This is a genomic window from Enterobacter sichuanensis (genome assembly GCF_009036245.1).
GTDB lineage: Bacteria > Pseudomonadota > Gammaproteobacteria > Enterobacterales > Enterobacteriaceae > Enterobacter > Enterobacter sichuanensis.
In genome coordinates this window covers 4261207-4281025 of record NZ_CP027986.1, presented here as the reverse complement: position 1 = coordinate 4281025, position 19819 = coordinate 4261207, and the positions used below count along the sequence as shown (strand labels likewise).

Here is a 19819-nt window from a genome sequence, read left to right as displayed (position 1 = left end):
TTTAATTTTCCTTTCCTTCCTGGAACTGCTGAACGGAAACATTAATCACCAGAGGCAATGATTTCCGTATCAAAGTGAATTGAACGCGCTGAAGATGGTTCAGTGCGTCCTGCGCTTTTGCGATGTTCTCCCGCTTCGTCAGTGAAATATTATTCAGCTGAACGGCGATATCACCGGGTTCAAGGGAGGCATGTGCGAATGATGTGGCATTATTCCGGGGTAACAGACGTAATCCGCGCAAGGCATATTTATCTTCTACGGGACTGGTCTGGATATACTCCGACAAGGCAATGTTCGTCTGAGCCTCATTGCCAGAGAACGGTTCGCTGGGCGCGTCAGACACACTCAGTTCTGAAAGCAGCGTGAGCTGCTGTTCGTGCCCGCCGGAGGAGAAAGTGACCTGATTTTGAGAGATCGCTTTGATACGAACGGTATTCGCTGATTTAAGCGTCGCATTAACCGAATAGACATTCTGTTCTCCTGCTTCCTGCAGGATCGCTCGGGAGGTTAATTTATCCGAGCTGTGAATAATACCGCGTAAACGGATATCAGGTAGCCGGAACGCCTCTTTTCTTGTTGTCTGTTCCATTTTAATCGTGTCTGACGCGGTTGATGATAATTTCCATTTATATTTATCTGTTGGTGTATTTGCTAAATTTATATCTTTAATCTTTTGTGGTGTTGAATGATTTTCAGACCAGAGAAGATATCCGGTATTTATGCAAGTTAACATCGTTATAATACATATCAATATAATGCCACCGCACAGAATGCGATAAAGAGGAGCGTTGGTTAAAGCTCTAAATATAGCCGTCATGAATTTATCACTTAGTATGACTAAAAAACACAATCTGTTTATTGTTAAGGAGGGCGATAATATAATTCAGCTGAGTTAGCAGCAAGTCTTTTGCCGCAAGCTTTCACTCTTTAGGAAAAAGATATTATACAGGGATGTCATTATTCATGGACGAATTCAATGCTATTTATACTACCCGGCATCGTCTGTTACGGCGCGCCCTTATTTCAACGCTGAACAACGAACCGTGGCTAATACTGCACGGCGCAAAGGGGGCGGGGAAAAGCTTACTTGCGCGGGGGATTGTCGCTGCGTGGGCGCATCGCGCTCTGACGCTAGGTCTACTCACCCGTAAAGGATACCAGCAGGAATGGATAGTGCTGGCGGATACCCAAATCGAGGGCGGCTTAACCGGGCGGGTATTCTCCTTTGGCGCGATCTGGAGTGGACTGTCTGGCGTAATGGGGGAGATGAAGGAAGGCTTACCGCTGTTTGTGCTGGAAGATGGCCAGCGCGCCGGTAACAGGCTGATGTCAACGGTTCAGGATTTTATCGCCATCATGCCAAACGCCCGATTGTTATTAACCGGGACATTTGGTCACCGTTTGCAGCGCCGCCTGCGGAAATTGCACCCGGTATGGTTCGAGATACCTTTCCCGGACAAGGAGGATTGCCGGGAGGTCATTGCGGCTCATGCTGGCATTGAACCTGAGGAGTCGGGTGTACTGGCGGAGCGCTTCGTTAGAGAGGTTATGCGTCGCTGTCACGGCAATCTCCATTTTGTCGCCCGGACAGGAAAATTTATTCGTCGTAATAAAGAAGAGCAGGCTGCTGTTGCGCCGGCGCTACAGCAAGCTGCCTTGCGCTATTTACCCGCGACGCACCATCCTCGCCGGACTTGCCTGGCGTTAATCGTCGTGGCGGTGCTGTGTGGGGCCGCAGGCCGGTATTTTTCTCTTCCTTTGTCCCGCTGGCTACCGGAGCCAGAAAGCCTGCTGTCCGTCGCGTTATCCCGGTCCGTCTCTCCTCCCCTGACATTGACATCAGAGATTATGTCTACCAGTGAATCGCTCGCGTTACTTTATCGCGTTTGGGGTTATGAGGTAGACAACGGTGAAGCATGGTGCGATCAGGCGTACCGGGGCGGGATGGCCTGTCTCTCCGGCAATGACACTCTCGAGACGCTGCAGTACCAGGGCCTTCCCTGGATAGCCACACTGAAGATGGAGACTCTCCTTTTGCCGGTGGTGGTCATTGGAGGAGGGGATAAGACGTTTACCGTGCTTACCGGCAGTCACACGTGGATTGTTGATAAGACCTGGTTTAGCACGGTATGGACGGGAAGCTCGACGCGGATGTGGAAACCCTCGCCGGAGGGTAATGCGAGCATAACAAGGAAAAGCAGTCCCGACGATATTGTCTGGCTCGATACGATGCTGAGCCGTCTGTTAAACGTTGAAGCTGAGGGGACAGGAGAGTGGAGTCCGCTGTTAGCTGAAAAAGTGCGTCAGTTTCAGACCCAACACAAGATTAAAGCGGATGGTGTGATGGGGCAACTCTCGCTTATTCGTCTCTGGCAGGCGCTGGGGGAGAGTCCGACGCTAGCTCAGGATGAGGAAAAGAGATGAGTGACAAAAAAGAAGTGTATCCGTGCGGGGGGGACATTTTTATCCGCCCAGACATGCCGGTGACCTTTTGGCGTTGCGTTTGGGGAGGCTTTCTCTGGTTAACGTACGGCACTGGCTGCGTTTTGACGGGCTATTATATTAGCTGCGGGTTCTCTCTGCCGTCTCGCGCAGAGACCGCTCCTCAAGCCTATTACCTGTCAGATGCACACTATGTCTATAAGAAACGCCCCTTGCCCGTACCCGAAGAAGAGGGGGAAGAGACGGTCTTTGAAGAGCGTGTTGATGAGACGCCAGCGACGCCAGAGGCACCTGAAATCAACGCCGATCTCCGGGCCCGGGTAAAGCAGGCGATGGCTGATATCGACCGTCAATAAACGGTCTCGTCGAAAGGTTGGTTAATATCGACACAGTCGGCTTGCATTACGTCCGTAAATACGTATAATGCGCGGGCTTGTCGTAATTGACGGCTGGTTCGATATGAACCTGAGTAGCTCATTTTGTTACTCAACAATGCTCCCAATTGGGGAGCTACGTAAGAACGGTTACACTCTCCCATCAATCGTAATGGGTTTGAGGAGTAATCATTTTCGTTTATAAAATAATTGGAGCTCTGGTCTCATGCAGAACCAAAGAATCCGTATCCGCCTTAAAGCGTTTGATCATCGTCTGATCGATCAATCAACCGCGGAAATCGTCGAGACTGCTAAGCGCACTGGTGCGCAAGTCCGTGGTCCGATCCCGCTGCCGACCCGCAAAGAGCGCTTCACCGTTCTGATCTCCCCGCACGTTAACAAAGACGCGCGCGATCAGTACGAAATCCGCACTCACAAGCGTCTGGTTGACATCGTTGAGCCAACTGAGAAAACCGTTGATGCTCTGATGCGTCTGGATCTGGCTGCCGGTGTAGACGTGCAGATCAGCCTGGGTTAATCAGGTCATCGAGCGATTGAGAGGTTGAAACAATGATTGGTTTAGTCGGTAAAAAAGTGGGTATGACCCGCATCTTCACTGAAGATGGCGTTTCTATCCCAGTAACCGTAATCGAAGTTGAAGCAAACCGCGTTACTCAGGTTAAAGATCTGGCTAACGATGGCTACCGCGCTATTCAGGTTACCACTGGTGCTAAAAAAGCTAACCGTGTAACCAAACCAGAAGCGGGTCACTTCGCTAAAGCTGGCGTAGAAGCTGGCCGTGGTCTGTGGGAATTCCGTCTTGCTGAAGGCGAAGAGTTCACCGTAGGTCAGGACATTAGCGTTGAGCTGTTTGCTGACGTTAAAAAAGTTGACGTAACCGGTACCTCTAAAGGTAAAGGTTTTGCTGGTACCGTTAAGCGCTGGAACTTCCGTACCCAGGACGCTACTCACGGTAACTCCTTGTCTCACCGCGTTCCGGGTTCTATCGGTCAGAACCAGACTCCGGGCAAAGTGTTCAAAGGCAAGAAAATGGCAGGTCAGCTGGGCAACGAACGTGTAACCGTTCAGAGCCTGGACGTAGTACGTGTTGACGCTGAGCGCAACCTGCTGCTGGTTAAAGGTGCGGTCCCGGGTGCAACCGGTAGCGACCTGATCGTTAAACCAGCTGTGAAGGCGTAAGGGGATAGCAATGGAATTAGTATTGAAAGACGCGCAGAGCGCGCTGACTGTTTCCGAAACTACCTTCGGTCGTGATTTCAACGAAGCGCTGGTTCACCAGGTTGTTGTTGCTTATGCAGCTGGTGCTCGTCAGGGTACTCGTGCTCAGAAGACTCGTGCTGAAGTAACTGGTTCTGGCAAAAAGCCATGGCGCCAGAAAGGTACCGGCCGTGCGCGTTCAGGTTCTATCAAGAGCCCGATCTGGCGTTCAGGTGGCGTGACCTTCGCTGCGCGTCCACAGGACCACAGTCAAAAAGTTAACAAAAAGATGTACCGCGGCGCGCTGAAAAGCATCCTGTCCGAACTGGTACGTCAGGATCGTCTGATCGTTGTCGAGAAGTTCTCTGTAGAAGCGCCTAAAACTAAGCTGCTGGCACAGAAACTGAAAGACATGGCTCTGGAAGATGTGCTGATCATCACCGGTGAGCTGGACGAGAACCTGTTCCTGGCCGCACGTAACCTGCACAAGGTTGACGTACGCGATGCGACTGGTATCGACCCGGTTAGCCTGATCGCCTTCGACAAAGTCGTAATGACTGCTGATGCTGTTAAGCAAGTTGAGGAGATGCTGGCATGATTCGTGAAGAACGTCTGCTGAAGGTGCTTCGCGCACCGCACGTTTCTGAAAAAGCGTCTACTGCGATGGAAAAAACAAACACCATCGTTCTCAAAGTTGCTAAAGACGCGACCAAAGCAGAGATCAAAGCTGCTGTGCAGAAACTGTTTGAAGTCGAAGTCGAAGTCGTTAACACCCTGGTAGTTAAAGGGAAAGTTAAACGTCACGGACAGCGTATCGGTCGTCGTAGCGACTGGAAAAAAGCTTACGTCACCCTGAAAGAAGGCCAGAATCTGGACTTCGTTGGCGGCGCTGAGTAAGTCGGAGGAGTAATACAATGGCAGTTGTTAAATGTAAACCGACATCTCCGGGTCGTCGCCACGTAGTTAAAGTGGTTAACCCTGAGCTGCACAAGGGCAAACCTTTTGCTCCGTTGCTGGAAAAAAACAGCAAATCCGGTGGTCGTAACAACAATGGCCGTATCACCACTCGTCACATCGGTGGTGGCCACAAGCAGGCTTATCGTATTGTTGACTTCAAACGCAACAAAGACGGTATCCCAGCAGTTGTTGAACGTCTTGAGTACGATCCGAACCGTTCCGCGAACATCGCGCTGGTTCTGTACAAAGACGGCGAACGCCGTTACATCCTGGCCCCTAAAGGCCTGAAAGCTGGCGACCAGATTCAGTCTGGCGTTGATGCTGCAATCAAAGCAGGCAACACCCTGCCGATGCGCAATATCCCGGTTGGTTCTACCGTTCATAACGTAGAAATGAAACCAGGTAAAGGCGGTCAGCTGGCGCGTTCCGCGGGTACTTACGTTCAGATCGTTGCGCGTGACGGTGCTTATGTCACCCTGCGTCTGCGTTCTGGTGAAATGCGTAAAGTCGAAGCAGACTGCCGCGCTACTCTGGGCGAAGTTGGCAATGCTGAGCATATGCTGCGCGTTCTGGGTAAAGCAGGTGCTGCACGCTGGCGTGGTGTTCGTCCTACCGTTCGCGGTACTGCGATGAACCCAGTCGACCACCCACATGGTGGTGGTGAAGGTCGTAACTTTGGTAAGCACCCGGTATCTCCGTGGGGCGTTCAGACCAAAGGTAAGAAGACCCGCAGCAACAAGCGTACTGATAAATTTATCGTACGTCGCCGTAGCAAATAATTTTAGAGGATAAGCCATGCCACGTTCTCTCAAGAAAGGTCCTTTTATTGACCTGCACTTGCTGAAGAAGGTAGAGAAAGCGGTGGAAAGCGGAGACAAGAAGCCCCTGCGCACTTGGTCCCGTCGTTCAACGATCTTTCCTAACATGATCGGTTTGACCATCGCTGTCCATAATGGTCGTCAGCACGTTCCAGTCTTTGTTACCGACGAAATGGTTGGTCACAAACTGGGTGAATTCGCACCGACTCGTACTTATCGCGGCCACGCTGCTGATAAAAAAGCGAAGAAGAAATAAGGTAGGAGGAAGAGATGGAAACTTTAGCTCAACATCGCCATGCTCGTTCTTCTGCTCAGAAGGTTCGCCTTGTTGCTGACCTGATTCGCGGTAAGAAAGTGTCGCAGGCCCTGGACATCCTGACCTATACCAACAAGAAAGCTGCGGTATTGGTCAAGAAAGTACTGGAATCTGCCATTGCTAACGCTGAACACAACGATGGCGCTGACATCGACGATCTGAAAGTTGCGAAAATTTTCGTAGATGAAGGCCCAAGCATGAAGCGCATTATGCCGCGTGCGAAAGGTCGTGCAGATCGCATCCTGAAGCGCACCAGCCACATTACTGTGGTTGTGTCCGATCGCTGAGACTCTGGAGACTAGCAATGGGTCAGAAAGTACATCCTAATGGTATTCGCCTGGGTATTGTAAAACCATGGAACTCTACCTGGTTTGCGAACACCAAAGAATTCGCTGACAACCTGGACAGCGATTTTAAAGTACGTCAGTACCTGACTAAGGAACTGGCTAAAGCGTCTGTATCTCGTATCGTTATCGAGCGTCCAGCTAAGAGCATCCGTGTGACTATTCACACTGCTCGTCCTGGCATCGTTATCGGTAAGAAAGGCGAAGACGTAGAAAAACTGCGCAAGGTCGTAGCGGATATCGCTGGCGTTCCTGCACAGATCAATATCGCTGAAGTTCGTAAGCCTGAACTGGACGCTAAATTGGTTGCTGACAGCATCACTTCTCAGCTGGAACGTCGTGTTATGTTCCGTCGTGCTATGAAGCGTGCTGTACAGAACGCAATGCGTCTGGGCGCTAAAGGTATCAAAGTTGAAGTTAGCGGCCGTCTGGGCGGCGCGGAAATCGCACGTACCGAATGGTACCGTGAAGGTCGCGTACCGCTGCACACTCTGCGTGCTGACATCGACTACAACACCTCTGAAGCGCACACCACTTACGGTGTAATCGGCGTTAAGGTATGGATCTTCAAAGGTGAGATCCTGGGTGGTATGGCTGCTGTTGAACAACCGGAAAAACCGGCTGCTCAACCTAAAAAGCAGCAGCGTAAAGGCCGTAAATAAGGAGCGTCGCTGATGTTACAACCAAAGCGTACAAAATTCCGTAAAGTGCACAAAGGCCGCAACCGTGGTCTGGCGCAGGGTACGGATGTTAGCTTCGGCACTTTCGGTCTGAAAGCTGTTGGCCGTGGTCGTCTGACTGCACGTCAGATCGAAGCAGCACGTCGTGCAATGACCCGTGCAGTTAAGCGTCAAGGTAAGATCTGGATCCGTGTATTCCCGGACAAACCGATCACCGAGAAGCCGCTGGAAGTTCGTATGGGTAAAGGTAAAGGTAACGTGGAGTACTGGGTTGCCTTGATCCAACCGGGCAAAGTCCTGTATGAAATGGACGGTGTTCCGGAAGAGCTGGCCCGTGAAGCCTTCGGCCTGGCAGCAGCGAAACTGCCTATCAAAACCACCTTTGTAACTAAGACGGTGATGTAATGAAAGCAAAAGAGCTGCGTGAAAAGAGCGTTGAAGAGCTGAACGCTGAGCTGCTGAACCTGCTGCGTGAGCAGTTCAACCTGCGTATGCAGGCTGCAAGTGGCCAGCTGCAACAGACTCACCTGCTGAAGCAAGTGCGTCGCAATGTTGCACGCGTTAAGACTTTACTGACTGAGAAGGCGGGTGCGTAATGACCGATAAAATCCGTACTCTGCAAGGTCGTGTTGTTAGCGACAAAATGGAGAAATCCATCGTTGTTGCTATCGAACGCATTGTGAAACACCCGATCTACGGTAAATTCATCAAGCGTACGACCAAACTGCACGTACATGACGAGAACAACGAATGTGGTATCGGCGACAAGGTTGAAATCCGTGAATGCCGTCCACTGTCCAAGACTAAGTCCTGGACGCTGGTTCGCGTTGTAGAGAAAGCGGTTCTGTAATACAGTACGCGTTCTCAATACGAATAAACGGCTCAGCGATGAGCCGTTTATTTTTTCTACCCATATTGCAGAAGCGGTGTTATAATGCCGCGCCCTCGATATGGGGCTTTTTAACGGCTCTGATTTTAGAGTCTCAGGTAGTAGTTGACATTAGCGGAGCACTAAAATGATCCAAGAACAGACTATGCTGAACGTCGCCGACAACTCCGGTGCACGTCGCGTAATGTGTATCAAGGTTCTGGGTGGCTCGCACCGTCGCTACGCAGGCGTAGGCGACATCATCAAGATCACCATCAAGGAAGCAATTCCACGTGGTAAGGTCAAAAAAGGTGATGTGCTGAAGGCGGTAGTGGTGCGCACCAAGAAGGGTGTTCGTCGCCCTGACGGTTCTGTCATTCGCTTCGATGGTAATGCATGCGTTATTTTAAACAATAACAGCGAGCAGCCTATCGGCACGCGTATCTTTGGGCCGGTAACTCGTGAACTTCGTACTGAGAAGTTCATGAAAATTATCTCTCTGGCACCAGAAGTACTCTAAGGAGCGAATCATGGCAGCGAAAATCCGTCGTGATGACGAAGTTATCGTGTTAACCGGTAAAGATAAAGGTAAACGCGGTAAAGTGAAAAATGTTCTGTCTTCCGGCAAAATCGTCGTTGAAGGTATCAACCTGGTTAAGAAACATCAGAAGCCGGTTCCGGCCCTGAACCAACCAGGCGGCATCGTTGAAAAAGAAGCTGCTATTCAGGTTTCTAACGTTGCAATCTTCAATGCGGCTACCGGCAAGGCTGACCGTGTAGGCTTTAGATTCGAAGACGGTAAAAAAGTCCGTTTCTTCAAGTCTAACAGCGAAACTATCAAGTAATTTGGAGTAGTACGATGGCGAAACTGCATGATTACTACAAAGACGAAGTAGTTAAGAAACTCATGACTGAGTTTAACTACAATTCTGTCATGCAAGTCCCTCGGGTCGAGAAGATCACCCTGAACATGGGTGTTGGTGAAGCGATCGCTGACAAGAAACTGCTGGATAACGCAGCAGCTGACCTGACAGCAATCTCCGGTCAAAAACCGCTGATCACCAAAGCACGCAAATCAGTTGCAGGCTTCAAAATCCGTCAGGGCTATCCGATCGGCTGTAAAGTAACTCTGCGTGGCGAACGCATGTGGGAGTTCTTTGAGCGCCTGATCACTATTGCTGTTCCACGTATCCGTGACTTCCGTGGCTTGTCCGCTAAGTCTTTCGACGGTCGTGGTAACTACAGCATGGGTGTCCGTGAGCAGATCATCTTCCCAGAAATCGACTACGATAAAGTCGACCGCGTGCGTGGTTTGGATATTACCATTACCACTACTGCGAAATCTGATGAAGAAGGCCGTGCTCTGCTGGCTGCCTTTGACTTCCCGTTCCGCAAGTAAGGTAGGGTTACTGAATGGCTAAGCAATCAATGAAAGCACGCGAAGTAAAGCGCGTAGCTTTAGCTGATAAATTCTTCGCTAAACGCGCTGAACTGAAAGCGATCATTTCTGATGTGAACGCTTCCGACGAAGATCGTTGGAATGCGGTTCTCAAGCTGCAGTCTCTGCCGCGTGATTCCAGCCCGTCTCGTCAGCGTAACCGCTGTCGTCAAACAGGTCGTCCACATGGTTATGTGGGCAAGTTTGGGTTGAGCCGTATCAAACTGCGTGAAGCCGCTATGCGCGGTGAAGTGCCAGGCTTGAAAAAGGCTAGCTGGTAATTACCAATTGAATCACGGGAGTAAAGACAGATGAGCATGCAAGATCCGATCGCGGATATGCTGACCCGTATCCGTAACGGTCAGGCCGCGAACAAAGTTGCGGTCACCATGCCTTCCGCCAAGCTGAAAGTGGCAATTGCCAACGTGCTGAAGGAAGAAGGTTTTATCGAAGATTTTAAAGTTGAAGGCGACACCAAGCCGGAACTGGAACTTACTCTCAAGTATTTCCAGGGTAAAGCTGTTGTAGAAAGCATTCAGCGTGTCAGCCGCCCAGGCCTGCGCATCTATAAGAAAAAAGATGAGCTGCCAAAAGTTATGGCTGGTCTTGGTATCGCAGTTGTTTCTACCTCTAAAGGTGTTATGACTGATCGTGCAGCGCGCCAGGCTGGTCTTGGTGGCGAAATTATCTGCTACGTAGCCTAATCGGAGGAAAGAATGTCTCGTGTTGCTAAAGCACCGGTCGTTATTCCTGCCGGCGTTGATGTAAAAATCGACGGTCAGGTTATTACGATCAAAGGTAAAAACGGCGAGCTGACTCGTACCCTCAACAAAGCTGTTGAAGTTAAACATGCAGATAACGCTCTGACCTTCGGTCCACGTGATGGTTTCGTGGATGGTTGGGCTCAGGCTGGTACCGCGCGTGCCCTGCTGAACTCAATGGTTGTTGGTGTTACCGAAGGCTTCACTAAAAAGCTTCAGCTGGTTGGTGTAGGTTATCGTGCAGCTATCAAAGGGAATGCAGTAGGCCTGTCTCTGGGCTTCTCACACCCTGTTGAGCATCCGCTGCCGGCCGGTATCACTGCAGAATGCCCGACTCAAACTGAAATCGTGCTGAAAGGCGCTGATAAACAGCTGATCGGTCAGGTTGCAGCAGATCTGCGCGCCTACCGTCGTCCTGAGCCTTACAAAGGCAAGGGTGTTCGTTACGCCGACGAAGTCGTGCGTACCAAAGAGGCTAAGAAGAAGTAAGGTAACACTATGGATAAGAAATCTGCTCGTATCCGTCGTGCGACCCGCGCACGCCGCAAGCTCAAAGAGCTGGGTGCAACTCGCCTGGTGGTACATCGTACCCCGCGTCATATTTACGCACAGGTAATTGCTCCGAACGGTTCTGAAGTTCTGGTAGCTGCTTCTACTGTAGAAAAAGCTATCTCAGAACAATTGAAGTACACCGGTAACAAAGACGCCGCTGCAGCTGTAGGTAAAGCTGTTGCTGAACGCGCTCTGGAAAAAGGCATCAGCAATGTTTCCTTTGACCGTTCCGGGTTCCAATATCATGGTCGTGTCCAGGCACTGGCAGATGCTGCCCGTGAAGCTGGCCTTCAGTTCTAAGGTAGAGGTGTAAGATGGCTCACATCGAAAAACAGGCTGGCGAACTGCAGGAAAAGCTGATCGCGGTAAACCGCGTATCTAAAACCGTTAAAGGTGGTCGTATTTTCTCCTTCACAGCTCTGACTGTAGTAGGCGATGGTAACGGTCGCGTTGGTTTTGGTTACGGTAAAGCGCGTGAAGTTCCAGCAGCGATCCAGAAAGCGATGGAAAAAGCCCGTCGCAACATGATTAACGTCGCGCTGAACAACGGCACCCTGCAGCACCCTGTAAAAGGTGTTCACACGGGTTCTCGTGTATTCATGCAGCCAGCTTCAGAAGGTACCGGTATCATCGCCGGTGGTGCAATGCGCGCCGTTCTGGAAGTTGCTGGGGTTCATAACGTTCTGGCTAAAGCATATGGTTCCACCAACCCGATCAACGTGGTTCGTGCAACTATTGATGGCCTGGAAAATATGAATTCTCCAGAAATGGTCGCTGCCAAGCGTGGTAAATCCGTTGAAGAAATTCTGGGGTAATTGACCATGGCAAAGACTATTAAAATCACTCAAACCCGCAGTGCAATCGGTCGTCTGCCGAAACACAAGGCAACGCTGCTTGGCCTGGGTCTGCGTCGTATTGGTCATACCGTTGAGCGCGAGGATACTCCTGCTGTTCGTGGTATGGTCAACGCGGTTTACTTCATGGTTAAAGTTGAGGAGTAAGAGATGCGTTTAAATACTCTGTCTCCGGCCGAAGGCTCTAAAAAGGCGGGTAAACGCCTGGGTCGTGGTATCGGTTCTGGCCTCGGCAAAACCGGTGGTCGTGGTCACAAAGGTCAGAACTCTCGTTCTGGCGGTGGCGTACGTCGCGGTTTCGAGGGTGGCCAGATGCCACTGTACCGTCGTCTGCCGAAGTTCGGCTTCACCTCTCGCAAAGCAGCGATCACAGCGGAAATCCGTCTGTCTGACCTGGCGAAAGTTGAAGGCGGCGTTGTAGACCTGAACACGCTGAAAGCAGCTAACATTATCGGTATCCAGATCGAGTTCGCGAAAGTGATCCTGGCTGGTGAAGTGTCTACTCCGGTAACTGTTCGTGGCCTGCGTGTTACTAAAGGTGCTCGTGCTGCTATCGAAGCTGCTGGCGGTAAAATTGAGGAATAAGTAGCAGATGGCTAAGCAACCGGGATTAGATTTTCAAAGTGCCAAAGGTGGATTTGGCGAGCTGAAACGCAGACTGCTGTTTGTTATCGGCGCGCTGATTGTGTTCCGTATTGGCTCTTTTATTCCGATTCCTGGTATCGATGCCGCTGTACTTGCCAAACTGCTTGAGCAACAGCGAGGCACCATCATTGAAATGTTCAACATGTTCTCTGGTGGTGCTCTCAGCCGTGCTTCTATCTTTGCTCTGGGTATTATGCCGTACATTTCGGCATCAATTATCATCCAGCTGCTGACGGTCGTTCATCCGGCCCTGGCAGAGTTGAAGAAAGAAGGGGAGTCTGGACGTCGTAAGATTAGTCAGTACACCCGTTACGGTACTCTGGTGCTGGCAATATTCCAGTCGATCGGTATTGCTACCGGTCTTCCGAATATGCCTGGTATGCAGGGCCTGGTATTAAACCCAGGCTTTGCATTCTATTTCACCGCTGTTGTGAGTCTGGTCACAGGGACAATGTTCCTGATGTGGCTCGGCGAACAGATTACTGAGCGTGGTATCGGTAACGGTATCTCAATCATTATCTTCGCCGGTATTGTCGCGGGTCTCCCGCCAGCCATCGCCCATACTATCGAGCAAGCGCGTCAAGGCGACCTGCACTTCCTCCTGTTGCTGTTGGTTGCAGTATTAGTATTTGCAGTGACGTTCTTTGTTGTCTTCGTTGAACGTGGTCAACGCCGCATTGTGGTGAACTACGCTAAGCGTCAGCAAGGTCGTCGTGTCTATGCTGCACAGAGCACACATTTACCGCTGAAAGTGAATATGGCGGGGGTAATCCCGGCGATCTTCGCTTCCAGTATTATTCTGTTCCCGGCAACCATCGCGTCATGGTTCGGGGGCGGTACTGGTTGGAACTGGCTGACAACAATTTCGCTGTATTTGCAGCCTGGGCAACCACTTTATGTGTTACTCTATGCGTCTGCGATCATCTTCTTCTGTTTCTTCTACACGGCGTTGGTCTTCAACCCGCGTGAAACAGCAGATAACCTGAAGAAGTCCGGTGCATTTGTACCAGGAATTCGTCCGGGAGAGCAAACGGCGAAGTATATCGATAAAGTAATGACCCGCCTGACTTTGGTTGGTGCGCTCTATATTACTTTTATCTGCCTGATCCCGGAGTTCATGCGTGATGCAATGAAAGTACCGTTCTACTTCGGTGGGACCTCACTGCTTATCGTTGTTGTCGTGATTATGGACTTTATGGCTCAAGTGCAAACTCTGATGATGTCCAGTCAGTATGAGTCTGCATTGAAGAAGGCGAACCTGAAAGGCTACGGCCGCTAATTGGTCGCCTGAGAAGTTACGGAGAGTAAAAATGAAAGTTCGTGCTTCCGTCAAGAAATTATGCCGTAACTGCAAAATCGTTAAGCGTGATGGTGTCATCCGTGTGATTTGCAGTGCCGAGCCGAAGCATAAACAGCGCCAAGGCTGATTATTTCGCATATTTTTCTTGCAAAGTTGGGTTGAGCTGGCTAGATTAGCCAGCCAATCTTTTGTATGTCTGTACGTTTCCATTTGAGTATCCTGAAAACGGGCTTTTCAGCATGGTGCGTACATATTAAATAGTAGGAGTGCATAGTGGCCCGTATAGCAGGCATTAACATTCCTGATCAGAAACATGCTGTGATCGCATTAACTTCGATCTACGGCATCGGCAAGACCCGTTCTAAAGCCATTCTGGCTGCAGCGGGTATCGCTGAAGATGTTAAGATCAGTGAGCTGTCTGAAGAACAAATCGACACGCTGCGTGACGAAGTTGCCAAATTTGTCGTTGAAGGTGATCTGCGCCGTGAAATCAGCATGAGCATCAAGCGCCTGATGGATCTTGGTTGCTATCGCGGTTTGCGTCATCGTCGTGGTCTGCCAGTGCGCGGTCAGCGTACTAAGACCAACGCACGTACCCGTAAGGGTCCGCGCAAACCGATCAAGAAATAATCGGGGTGATTGAATAATGGCAAAGGCACCAGTTCGTGCACGTAAACGTGTAAGAAAACAAGTCTCTGACGGCGTGGCTCATATCCATGCTTCTTTCAACAACACCATCGTTACTATTACTGATCGTCAGGGTAACGCATTGGGTTGGGCAACAGCCGGTGGTTCCGGTTTCCGTGGTTCTCGCAAATCCACTCCGTTCGCAGCTCAGGTTGCAGCAGAGCGTTGCGCAGAAGCCGTAAAAGAATACGGCATCAAGAATCTGGAAGTTATGGTTAAAGGTCCGGGTCCGGGTCGTGAATCTACTGTTCGCGCTCTGAACGCCGCTGGTTTCCGCATCACTAATATTACTGATGTGACTCCGATCCCTCATAACGGTTGTCGTCCGCCGAAAAAACGTCGCGTATAACGCTCGTTTTTTAGGTTAGTTGGAGATAGAAAATGGCAAGATATTTGGGTCCTAAGCTCAAGCTGAGCCGTCGTGAGGGCACCGACTTATTCCTTAAGTCTGGCGTTCGCGCGATCGATACCAAGTGTAAAATTGAACAAGCTCCTGGCCAGCACGGTGCGCGTAAACCGCGTCTGTCTGACTATGGTGTGCAGTTGCGTGAAAAGCAAAAAGTTCGCCGTATGTACGGTGTGCTGGAGCGTCAGTTCCGTAACTACTATAAAGAAGCAGCACGTCTGAAAGGCAACACAGGTGAAAACCTGCTGGCTCTGCTGGAAGGTCGTCTGGACAACGTTGTATACCGTATGGGCTTCGGCGCTACTCGTGCTGAATCACGTCAGCTGGTTAGCCACAAAGCAATCATGGTAAACGGTCGTGTTGTTAACATCGCTTCTTATCAGGTTAAAGCGAATGACGTTGTTAGCATTCGTGAGAAAGCGAAAAAGCAATCTCGCGTGAAGGCCGCTCTGGAGCTGGCTGAGCAGCGTGAAAAGCCAACCTGGCTGGAAGTTGATGCTGGCAAGATGGAAGGTACGTTCAAGCGTCAGCCAGAACGTTCTGATCTGTCTGCGGACATTAACGAACACCTGATCGTCGAGCTTTACTCCAAGTAAAGCTTAGTACCAAAGAGAGGACACAATGCAGGGTTCTGTGACAGAGTTTCTAAAACCGCGCCTGGTAGATATCGAGCAAGTGAGTTCGACGCACGCCAAGGTGACCCTTGAGCCTTTAGAGCGTGGCTTTGGCCATACTCTGGGTAACGCACTGCGCCGTATTCTGCTCTCATCGATGCCGGGTTGCGCGGTGACCGAGGTTGAGATTGATGGTGTACTTCATGAGTACAGCACCAAAGAAGGCGTTCAGGAAGATATCCTTGAAATCCTGCTCAACCTGAAAGGGCTGGCGGTGAGAGTTCAGGGTAAAGATGAAGTTATTCTTACTCTGAATAAATCTGGCATTGGCCCTGTGACTGCAGCCGACATCACCCACGACGGTGATGTTGAAATCGTCAAGCCGCAGCACGTGATCTGCCACCTGACCGATGAGAACGCAGCTATTAGCATGCGTATCAAAGTTCAGCGCGGTCGTGGTTATGTGCCGGCTTCTGCCCGAATTCATTCGGAAGAAGATGAGCGCCCAATCGGCCGTCTGCTGGTCGACGCATGCTACAGCCCTGTAGAGCGTATTGCCTACAATGTTGAAGCAGCGCGTGTAGAACAGCGTACCGACCTGGACAAGCTGGTCATCGAAATGGAAACCAACGGCACAATCGATCCTGAAGAGGCGATTCGTCGTGCGGCAACCATCCTGGCAGAACAACTGGAAGCTTTCGTTGACTTACGTGATGTTCGTCAGCCGGAAGTGAAAGAAGAGAAACCAGAATTCGATCCGATCCTGCTGCGCCCTGTTGACGATCTCGAATTGACTGTCCGCTCTGCTAACTGCCTCAAGGCAGAAGCTATCCACTATATCGGTGATCTGGTACAGCGTACCGAGGTTGAGTTGCTGAAAACGCCGAACCTGGGTAAAAAATCTCTTACCGAGATTAAAGACGTGCTGGCTTCACGTGGTCTGTCTCTGGGCATGCGCCTGGAAAACTGGCCACCGGCAAGCATTGCTGACGAGTAACCGGATCACAGGTTAAGGTTTTACTGAGAAGGATAAGGTCATGCGCCATCGTAAGAGTGGTCGTCAACTGAACCGCAACAGCAGCCATCGCCAGGCTATGTTCCGCAACATGGCAGGTTCACTGGTTCGTCATGAAATCATCAAGACGACCCTGCCTAAAGCGAAAGAGCTGCGTCGCGTAGTTGAGCCGCTGATTACTCTTGCCAAGACTGACAGCGTTGCTAATCGTCGTCTGGCATTCGCCCGCACTCGTGATAACGAGATCGTGGCAAAACTGTTTAACGAGCTGGGCCCGCGTTTCGCGAGCCGTGCCGGTGGTTACACTCGTATTCTGAAGTGTGGTTTCCGTGCAGGCGACAACGCGCCGATGGCTTACATCGAGCTGGTTGATCGTTCAGAGAAAGCAGAAGCTGCTGCAGAGTAATCTGCAGTAACGTAAAAAAACCCGCTCCGGCGGGTTTTTTTATATCCGCGATACCCCCACTTCTCTACAATGTTTGTATTAATTCTGTTCATCCCCTGGAGCTGATAATGTGGTTGCTTGACCAGTGGGCAGAACGCCATATTTGCGATGCCCAAAAGAAAGGCGAATTCGACGATCTTCCGGGAAGCGGCGAACCGCTTGTGCTGGATGATGATTCGCATATTGCCCCGGAACTACGGGCCGGATATCGGTTACTGAAAAATGCAGGTTGTCTTCCTCCGGAGCTTGAACAACGCAGAGAGGCTGTCGAAATGGTCGATCTCCTCAAAGGGATCCATCAGGACGATCCTCGACACGCTGAGCTTAGCCGCAGGCTCGCGCTGCTTGAACTCAAGCTTCGCCAGGCAGGGATGAATACAGATTTTCTGCGCGGCGAATATTGTGAAAGATTGATGCAGAAAATAAACGAGGAGTAGCTATGTACCGCATTGGTGAACTTGCGAAGCTCGCGAACGTCACGCCGGATACTATCCGGTATTATGAAAAGCAACAGATGATCGATCATGAAGTTCGGACTGAAGGTGGCTTTCGCCTTTACACCGATAATGATCTTCAGCGCCTGCGGTTCATTCGTTATGCGCGTCAGCTCGGCTTTACGCTGGACGCGATCCGGGAATTATTATCGATCCGCATCGATCCCGAACATCACACCTGTCAGGAATCTAAAAGTATTGTGCAGGCCCGGCTGGATGAAGTTGAAGCGCGCATTCAGGAGCTGCAAACCATGCAGCGTTCTCTGCAGAGGCTGAATGATGCCTGCTGCGGTACGGCCCACAGCAGTATTTATTGTTCAATTCTTGAAGCCCTTGAACAGGGTGCCAGTGGAGAAACTGAGGGCTGTTGATTTTTAGTCCATCCGGGTCTAGACTCCCGTCGTCATTCACCATGCTCAGGAGAAATTATGAGCCGCTATCAGCACACGAAAGGACAAATTAAGGACAATGCCATTGAGGCGTTACTTCACGACCCGTTATTCAGACAGCGTGTTGAGAAGAATAAAAAAGGGAAAGGAAGTTATCTGCGCAAAGATAAACATGCAAAACGGGGTAACTGGGAGGCCAGTGGCAAACAAGCGAATCGCTTCTTTACCACTGGCCTTCCCGCTTTAAGCTTTTGATTAAACGCGGTTGTTCTGCTCTTTTAACAGATCGCGAATCTCACTCAGCAGCACTTCTTCTTTCGTTGGTGCAGGCGCTGCAGCCGGCTCTTCTTTTTTACGGTTGAGTTTGTTGATCAGTTTTATAGCCATAAAAATGGCAAATGCGACGATCACAAAATCAAATACGTTCTGAATAAATACGCCGTAGTGCATCACGACTGCCGGAACATCACCTTGTGCTTCACGCAGCGTGAAAGCGAATTGTTTGAAATCAATGCCACCGATTAACAACCCTAAAGGTGGCATGATAATGTCGGCGACTAATGATGAAACAATCTTGCCGAATGCTGCACCAATAATGACACCCACTGCCAAATCCACCACGTTCCCGCGCATTGCAAATTCGCGGAATTCTTTAATAAAACTCATTTTATTCTCCTTGTGCCAGCTGACGACTATAAGTTTAACAAATGATTAGCTAATTGCCATTCGGGATAATTAAACGATATGAAAAATAAAAGGCACAAAAATGAAGAGGATAAAGTGCGGGTGCGCTTTTTCACGCACCCGACACATTAGAGGAAGAATGGACTTGGCTGGAACAAACGTTCGACGTCGGTAATAAACTTTTTATCGGTCAGGAACATAATCACATGATCGCCTTGCTCAATACGTAAATTATCATTGGCAATCATGACATCATTCCCGCGCACAACGGCGCCGATAATAGTGCCTGGTGGCAGCTTAATTTCGTCGATCGAACGGCCCACGACGCGAGATGTGGTTTCATCTCCGTGTGCGACCGCTTCAATGGCTTCCGCTACGCCGCGACGAAGCGATGACACACCGACAATATCCGCTTTACGAACATGGCTCAGGAGGGCGGAAATTGTCGCCTGCTGAGGAGAAATAGCAATATCAATCACACTTCCCTGAACCAGATCAACATATGCCCGGCGCTGGATTAGCACCATGACCTTTTTGGCACCCATACGTTTGGCGAGCATGGCGGACATAATATTCGCCTCGTCGTCGTTGGTGACAGCAATAAAGAGATCAACTTGATCAATATGCTCTTCAGCCAGCAACTCCTGATCTGACGCATCGCCATAAAATACGATCGTATTTTGCAGTTTTTCCGCCAGTTCAGCAGCACGCTGTTGATCGCGCTCGATCAACTTAACGCTGTAATCTTTTTCCAGTCGATGTGCCAGACCAGCACCGATATTGCCACCGCCGACCAGCATAATGCGTTTATAGGGTTTTTCCAGCCGCTGAAGCTCACTCATCACCGCACGAATATGCTGTGAGGCTGCAATAAAGAAGACCTCATCACCTGCTTCGACAATTGTTGAGCCTTGCGGGCGAATAGGTCTGTCGTGGCGGAAGATGGCCGCGACGCGCGTATCGATATGCGGCATATGCTCGCGCATGGTGGAAAGCGCATTACCGATCAATGGCCCACCGTAATAGGCCTTGACGACTGCCAGGCTCACTTTACCTTCGGCAAAGTTGACCACCTGCAGAGCGCCTGGATATTCGATCAGACGATAGATATTGTCGATGACCAGCTGTTCTGGCGCGATAAGATGATCAATAGGGACCGCTTCTGAATTAAACAGTTTTTCCGCATCGCGAACATAGTCCGGTGAGCGGATACGCGCGATTCGGTTTGGCGTGTTGAAAAGTGAGTAGGCCACCTGACAGGCCACCATATTGGTTTCGTCAGAACTGGTCACCGCAACCAGCATGTCGGCATCGTCGGCACCCGCCTCACGAAGCACGCGCGGGTGCGAACCATGTCCCTGCACAACACGCAGGTCAAATTTGTCCTGTAAAACGCGCAGGCGATCGCCATTGGTATCAACAATGGTGATGTCATTATTTTCGCCAACCAGATTTTCTGCCAGCGTCCCGCCAACCTGTCCTGCACCCAGAATGATAATCTTCATATCCCGTGACCTG

36 protein-coding genes are annotated in these 19819 nt (G+C 50.5%); 33 read left to right on the top strand and 3 right to left on the bottom strand.

The features are described from left to right. Window position 1: 1 nt before the first annotated feature. Window positions 2–817 carry a type II secretion system protein GspC gene (gspC, locus tag C1N69_RS20805; protein WP_155031804.1) on the bottom strand — a complete coding sequence of 272 codons (816 nt, stop codon included), beginning with the start codon at window positions 815–817 and terminating at the stop codon, window positions 2–4. Window positions 818–963: 146 nt separating this feature from the next. On the opposite strand from gspC, the gene C1N69_RS23045 reads away from it, so the two are divergent. The 33 genes from C1N69_RS23045 to C1N69_RS20645 all read left to right on the top strand — a co-directional run bounded on the left by C1N69_RS23045 (window position 964) and on the right by C1N69_RS20645 (window position 17872). Beyond that, window positions 964–2424, top strand: a complete 1461-nt coding sequence (locus C1N69_RS23045; RefSeq protein ID WP_244956312.1) for a peptidoglycan-binding domain-containing protein — start codon at window positions 964–966, stop codon at window positions 2422–2424. A 230-nt stretch (window positions 2425–2654) separates the two neighbouring features. Beyond that, window positions 2655–2798, top strand: a complete 144-nt coding sequence (locus C1N69_RS22765; RefSeq protein WP_161599387.1) for a hypothetical protein — start codon at window positions 2655–2657, stop codon at window positions 2796–2798. Between the two features lie 244 nt (window positions 2799–3042). Beyond that, window positions 3043–3354: a 30S ribosomal protein S10 gene (gene rpsJ / locus C1N69_RS20795; protein ID WP_001181005.1), complete on the top strand. Its 312-nt coding sequence runs from the start codon at window positions 3043–3045 to the stop codon at window positions 3352–3354. A gap of 32 nt (window positions 3355–3386) precedes the next feature. Then, complete coding sequence (gene rplC, locus C1N69_RS20790; RefSeq protein WP_003863274.1) at window positions 3387–4016, top strand: 50S ribosomal protein L3; 630 nt, start codon at window positions 3387–3389, stop codon at window positions 4014–4016. A gap of 10 nt (window positions 4017–4026) precedes the next feature. Further along, the gene (gene rplD, locus C1N69_RS20785; protein ID WP_000424395.1) at window positions 4027–4632 is read left to right on the top strand and encodes a 50S ribosomal protein L4; all 606 of its coding nucleotides are present in this window, start codon (window positions 4027–4029) and stop codon (window positions 4630–4632) included. Continuing rightward, window positions 4629–4931: a 50S ribosomal protein L23 gene (gene rplW / locus C1N69_RS20780; RefSeq protein ID WP_000617546.1), complete on the top strand. Its 303-nt coding sequence runs from the start codon at window positions 4629–4631 to the stop codon at window positions 4929–4931. Before rplD ends, rplW begins: the two co-directional genes overlap by 4 nt. Before the next feature lie 17 nt (window positions 4932–4948). Continuing rightward, complete coding sequence (gene rplB, locus C1N69_RS20775; protein WP_008457150.1) at window positions 4949–5770, top strand: 50S ribosomal protein L2; 822 nt, start codon at window positions 4949–4951, stop codon at window positions 5768–5770. A 16-nt stretch (window positions 5771–5786) separates the two neighbouring features. Beyond that, window positions 5787–6065, top strand: coding sequence for a 30S ribosomal protein S19 (gene rpsS, locus C1N69_RS20770; RefSeq protein ID WP_001138117.1), 279 nt, complete (start codon window positions 5787–5789; stop codon window positions 6063–6065). Between the two features lie 14 nt (window positions 6066–6079). Further along, entirely contained in the window at window positions 6080–6412 is a 333-nt protein-coding gene (gene rplV, locus C1N69_RS20765; RefSeq protein ID WP_002919773.1) for a 50S ribosomal protein L22, read from the top strand. Between the two features lie 17 nt (window positions 6413–6429). Continuing rightward, window positions 6430–7131, top strand: coding sequence for a 30S ribosomal protein S3 (gene rpsC, locus C1N69_RS20760; RefSeq protein WP_000529945.1), 702 nt, complete (start codon window positions 6430–6432; stop codon window positions 7129–7131). 12 nt (window positions 7132–7143) lie between these two features. After that, on the top strand, window positions 7144–7554 hold the full coding sequence (rplP, locus tag C1N69_RS20755; protein ID WP_002919759.1) for a 50S ribosomal protein L16: 411 nt from the start codon (window positions 7144–7146) through the stop codon (window positions 7552–7554). Next, window positions 7554–7745 carry a 50S ribosomal protein L29 gene (gene rpmC, locus C1N69_RS20750; protein ID WP_013099027.1) on the top strand — a complete coding sequence of 64 codons (192 nt, stop codon included), beginning with the start codon at window positions 7554–7556 and terminating at the stop codon, window positions 7743–7745. The genes rplP and rpmC overlap by 1 nt, the downstream gene beginning before the upstream one ends. Further along, on the top strand, window positions 7745–7999 hold the full coding sequence (gene rpsQ / locus C1N69_RS20745; RefSeq protein WP_008503489.1) for a 30S ribosomal protein S17: 255 nt from the start codon (window positions 7745–7747) through the stop codon (window positions 7997–7999). Before rpmC ends, rpsQ begins: the two co-directional genes overlap by 1 nt. A gap of 166 nt (window positions 8000–8165) precedes the next feature. Further along, window positions 8166–8537, top strand: coding sequence for a 50S ribosomal protein L14 (gene rplN / locus C1N69_RS20740; protein WP_002919748.1), 372 nt, complete (start codon window positions 8166–8168; stop codon window positions 8535–8537). Between the two features lie 10 nt (window positions 8538–8547). After that, on the top strand, window positions 8548–8862 hold the full coding sequence (rplX, locus tag C1N69_RS20735) for a 50S ribosomal protein L24 (protein WP_155031803.1): 315 nt from the start codon (window positions 8548–8550) through the stop codon (window positions 8860–8862). A 14-nt stretch (window positions 8863–8876) separates the two neighbouring features. Further along, entirely contained in the window at window positions 8877–9416 is a 540-nt protein-coding gene (rplE, locus tag C1N69_RS20730; RefSeq protein ID WP_001096202.1) for a 50S ribosomal protein L5, read from the top strand. Window positions 9417–9430: 14 nt separating this feature from the next. After that, a complete protein-coding gene (gene rpsN, locus C1N69_RS20725; RefSeq protein WP_003863291.1) occupies window positions 9431–9736 on the top strand; it encodes a 30S ribosomal protein S14 in 306 nt (101 codons plus the stop codon). A gap of 30 nt (window positions 9737–9766) precedes the next feature. Next, window positions 9767–10159 (top strand): 30S ribosomal protein S8, encoded by a 393-nt coding sequence (rpsH, locus tag C1N69_RS20720; protein ID WP_006178918.1) that lies wholly within the window; start codon window positions 9767–9769, stop codon window positions 10157–10159. A gap of 12 nt (window positions 10160–10171) precedes the next feature. Then, window positions 10172–10705 carry a 50S ribosomal protein L6 gene (gene rplF / locus C1N69_RS20715; protein ID WP_003863296.1) on the top strand — a complete coding sequence of 178 codons (534 nt, stop codon included), beginning with the start codon at window positions 10172–10174 and terminating at the stop codon, window positions 10703–10705. Between the two features lie 9 nt (window positions 10706–10714). Beyond that, entirely contained in the window at window positions 10715–11068 is a 354-nt protein-coding gene (gene rplR, locus C1N69_RS20710) for a 50S ribosomal protein L18 (RefSeq protein ID WP_003863297.1), read from the top strand. A 14-nt stretch (window positions 11069–11082) separates the two neighbouring features. Continuing rightward, window positions 11083–11583 carry a 30S ribosomal protein S5 gene (gene rpsE, locus C1N69_RS20705; RefSeq protein WP_003863299.1) on the top strand — a complete coding sequence of 167 codons (501 nt, stop codon included), beginning with the start codon at window positions 11083–11085 and terminating at the stop codon, window positions 11581–11583. 6 nt (window positions 11584–11589) lie between these two features. Next, a complete protein-coding gene (gene rpmD / locus C1N69_RS20700) occupies window positions 11590–11769 on the top strand; it encodes a 50S ribosomal protein L30 (protein ID WP_003863301.1) in 180 nt (59 codons plus the stop codon). A gap of 3 nt (window positions 11770–11772) precedes the next feature. Continuing rightward, window positions 11773–12207: a 50S ribosomal protein L15 gene (rplO, locus tag C1N69_RS20695; RefSeq protein ID WP_003863304.1), complete on the top strand. Its 435-nt coding sequence runs from the start codon at window positions 11773–11775 to the stop codon at window positions 12205–12207. A gap of 7 nt (window positions 12208–12214) precedes the next feature. Further along, window positions 12215–13546 carry a preprotein translocase subunit SecY gene (gene secY, locus C1N69_RS20690; RefSeq protein ID WP_003863305.1) on the top strand — a complete coding sequence of 444 codons (1332 nt, stop codon included), beginning with the start codon at window positions 12215–12217 and terminating at the stop codon, window positions 13544–13546. A 31-nt stretch (window positions 13547–13577) separates the two neighbouring features. Then, window positions 13578–13694 (top strand): 50S ribosomal protein L36, encoded by a 117-nt coding sequence (gene rpmJ / locus C1N69_RS20685; RefSeq protein ID WP_000868187.1) that lies wholly within the window; start codon window positions 13578–13580, stop codon window positions 13692–13694. Between the two features lie 146 nt (window positions 13695–13840). After that, window positions 13841–14197, top strand: a complete 357-nt coding sequence (rpsM, locus tag C1N69_RS20680) for a 30S ribosomal protein S13 (RefSeq protein WP_008503488.1) — start codon at window positions 13841–13843, stop codon at window positions 14195–14197. A gap of 16 nt (window positions 14198–14213) precedes the next feature. Next, complete coding sequence (gene rpsK, locus C1N69_RS20675) at window positions 14214–14603, top strand: 30S ribosomal protein S11 (protein ID WP_003863312.1); 390 nt, start codon at window positions 14214–14216, stop codon at window positions 14601–14603. A 32-nt stretch (window positions 14604–14635) separates the two neighbouring features. After that, the gene (rpsD, locus tag C1N69_RS20670; RefSeq protein WP_004868345.1) at window positions 14636–15256 is read left to right on the top strand and encodes a 30S ribosomal protein S4; all 621 of its coding nucleotides are present in this window, start codon (window positions 14636–14638) and stop codon (window positions 15254–15256) included. Window positions 15257–15281: 25 nt separating this feature from the next. Continuing rightward, window positions 15282–16271: a DNA-directed RNA polymerase subunit alpha gene (locus C1N69_RS20665; protein WP_002919219.1), complete on the top strand. Its 990-nt coding sequence runs from the start codon at window positions 15282–15284 to the stop codon at window positions 16269–16271. Between the two features lie 40 nt (window positions 16272–16311). Then, a complete protein-coding gene (rplQ, locus tag C1N69_RS20660) occupies window positions 16312–16695 on the top strand; it encodes a 50S ribosomal protein L17 (protein ID WP_001216368.1) in 384 nt (127 codons plus the stop codon). A 107-nt stretch (window positions 16696–16802) separates the two neighbouring features. Beyond that, a complete protein-coding gene (locus tag C1N69_RS20655) occupies window positions 16803–17171 on the top strand; it encodes a DnaJ family domain-containing protein (RefSeq protein WP_045286776.1) in 369 nt (122 codons plus the stop codon). Between the two features lie 2 nt (window positions 17172–17173). Beyond that, window positions 17174–17599: a Zn(2+)-responsive transcriptional regulator gene (gene zntR, locus C1N69_RS20650; protein ID WP_025759212.1), complete on the top strand. Its 426-nt coding sequence runs from the start codon at window positions 17174–17176 to the stop codon at window positions 17597–17599. Window positions 17600–17656: 57 nt separating this feature from the next. Further along, window positions 17657–17872: an alternative ribosome-rescue factor A gene (locus tag C1N69_RS20645; RefSeq protein WP_094919586.1), complete on the top strand. Its 216-nt coding sequence runs from the start codon at window positions 17657–17659 to the stop codon at window positions 17870–17872. On the opposite strand, the gene mscL is transcribed toward C1N69_RS20645, so the two are convergent. Continuing rightward, window positions 17873–18283, bottom strand: a complete 411-nt coding sequence (gene mscL / locus C1N69_RS20640) for a large-conductance mechanosensitive channel protein MscL (RefSeq protein WP_025759210.1) — start codon at window positions 18281–18283, stop codon at window positions 17873–17875. It abuts the gene before it with no gap. 146 nt (window positions 18284–18429) lie between these two features. Then, entirely contained in the window at window positions 18430–19806 is a 1377-nt protein-coding gene (trkA, locus tag C1N69_RS20635; protein WP_025759209.1) for a Trk system potassium transporter TrkA, read from the bottom strand. Window positions 19807–19819 lie beyond the last annotated feature (13 nt).

Bases quoted from the DNA above. Each gene is read 5' to 3' on its own strand.
- gspC (WP_155031804.1), bottom strand. From the start codon at position 817: ATGACGGCTATATTTAGAGCTTTAACCAACGCTCCTCTTTATCGCATT.
- C1N69_RS23045 (WP_244956312.1), top strand. From the start codon at position 964: ATGGACGAATTCAATGCTATTTATACTACCCGGCATCGTCTGTTACGG.
- rpsJ (WP_001181005.1), top strand. From the start codon at position 3,043: ATGCAGAACCAAAGAATCCGTATCCGCCTTAAAGCGTTTGATCATCGT.
- rplC (WP_003863274.1), top strand. From the start codon at position 3,387: ATGATTGGTTTAGTCGGTAAAAAAGTGGGTATGACCCGCATCTTCACT.
- rplD (WP_000424395.1), top strand. From the start codon at position 4,027: ATGGAATTAGTATTGAAAGACGCGCAGAGCGCGCTGACTGTTTCCGAA.
- rplW (WP_000617546.1), top strand. From the start codon at position 4,629: ATGATTCGTGAAGAACGTCTGCTGAAGGTGCTTCGCGCACCGCACGTT.
- rplB (WP_008457150.1), top strand. From the start codon at position 4,949: ATGGCAGTTGTTAAATGTAAACCGACATCTCCGGGTCGTCGCCACGTA.
- rpsS (WP_001138117.1), top strand. From the start codon at position 5,787: ATGCCACGTTCTCTCAAGAAAGGTCCTTTTATTGACCTGCACTTGCTG.
- rplV (WP_002919773.1), top strand. From the start codon at position 6,080: ATGGAAACTTTAGCTCAACATCGCCATGCTCGTTCTTCTGCTCAGAAG.
- rpsC (WP_000529945.1), top strand. From the start codon at position 6,430: ATGGGTCAGAAAGTACATCCTAATGGTATTCGCCTGGGTATTGTAAAA.
- rplP (WP_002919759.1), top strand. From the start codon at position 7,144: ATGTTACAACCAAAGCGTACAAAATTCCGTAAAGTGCACAAAGGCCGC.
- rpmC (WP_013099027.1), top strand. From the start codon at position 7,554: ATGAAAGCAAAAGAGCTGCGTGAAAAGAGCGTTGAAGAGCTGAACGCT.
- rpsQ (WP_008503489.1), top strand. From the start codon at position 7,745: ATGACCGATAAAATCCGTACTCTGCAAGGTCGTGTTGTTAGCGACAAA.
- rplN (WP_002919748.1), top strand. From the start codon at position 8,166: ATGATCCAAGAACAGACTATGCTGAACGTCGCCGACAACTCCGGTGCA.
- rplX (WP_155031803.1), top strand. From the start codon at position 8,548: ATGGCAGCGAAAATCCGTCGTGATGACGAAGTTATCGTGTTAACCGGT.
- rplE (WP_001096202.1), top strand. From the start codon at position 8,877: ATGGCGAAACTGCATGATTACTACAAAGACGAAGTAGTTAAGAAACTC.
- rpsN (WP_003863291.1), top strand. From the start codon at position 9,431: ATGGCTAAGCAATCAATGAAAGCACGCGAAGTAAAGCGCGTAGCTTTA.
- rpsH (WP_006178918.1), top strand. From the start codon at position 9,767: ATGAGCATGCAAGATCCGATCGCGGATATGCTGACCCGTATCCGTAAC.
- rplF (WP_003863296.1), top strand. From the start codon at position 10,172: ATGTCTCGTGTTGCTAAAGCACCGGTCGTTATTCCTGCCGGCGTTGAT.
- rplR (WP_003863297.1), top strand. From the start codon at position 10,715: ATGGATAAGAAATCTGCTCGTATCCGTCGTGCGACCCGCGCACGCCGC.
- rpsE (WP_003863299.1), top strand. From the start codon at position 11,083: ATGGCTCACATCGAAAAACAGGCTGGCGAACTGCAGGAAAAGCTGATC.
- rpmD (WP_003863301.1), top strand. From the start codon at position 11,590: ATGGCAAAGACTATTAAAATCACTCAAACCCGCAGTGCAATCGGTCGT.
- rplO (WP_003863304.1), top strand. From the start codon at position 11,773: ATGCGTTTAAATACTCTGTCTCCGGCCGAAGGCTCTAAAAAGGCGGGT.
- secY (WP_003863305.1), top strand. From the start codon at position 12,215: ATGGCTAAGCAACCGGGATTAGATTTTCAAAGTGCCAAAGGTGGATTT.
- rpmJ (WP_000868187.1), top strand. From the start codon at position 13,578: ATGAAAGTTCGTGCTTCCGTCAAGAAATTATGCCGTAACTGCAAAATC.
- rpsK (WP_003863312.1), top strand. From the start codon at position 14,214: ATGGCAAAGGCACCAGTTCGTGCACGTAAACGTGTAAGAAAACAAGTC.
- rpsD (WP_004868345.1), top strand. From the start codon at position 14,636: ATGGCAAGATATTTGGGTCCTAAGCTCAAGCTGAGCCGTCGTGAGGGC.
- C1N69_RS20665 (WP_002919219.1), top strand. From the start codon at position 15,282: ATGCAGGGTTCTGTGACAGAGTTTCTAAAACCGCGCCTGGTAGATATC.
- rplQ (WP_001216368.1), top strand. From the start codon at position 16,312: ATGCGCCATCGTAAGAGTGGTCGTCAACTGAACCGCAACAGCAGCCAT.
- C1N69_RS20655 (WP_045286776.1), top strand. From the start codon at position 16,803: ATGTGGTTGCTTGACCAGTGGGCAGAACGCCATATTTGCGATGCCCAA.
- zntR (WP_025759212.1), top strand. From the start codon at position 17,174: ATGTACCGCATTGGTGAACTTGCGAAGCTCGCGAACGTCACGCCGGAT.
- C1N69_RS20645 (WP_094919586.1), top strand. From the start codon at position 17,657: ATGAGCCGCTATCAGCACACGAAAGGACAAATTAAGGACAATGCCATT.
- mscL (WP_025759210.1), bottom strand. From the start codon at position 18,283: ATGAGTTTTATTAAAGAATTCCGCGAATTTGCAATGCGCGGGAACGTG.
- trkA (WP_025759209.1), bottom strand. From the start codon at position 19,806: ATGAAGATTATCATTCTGGGTGCAGGACAGGTTGGCGGGACGCTGGCA.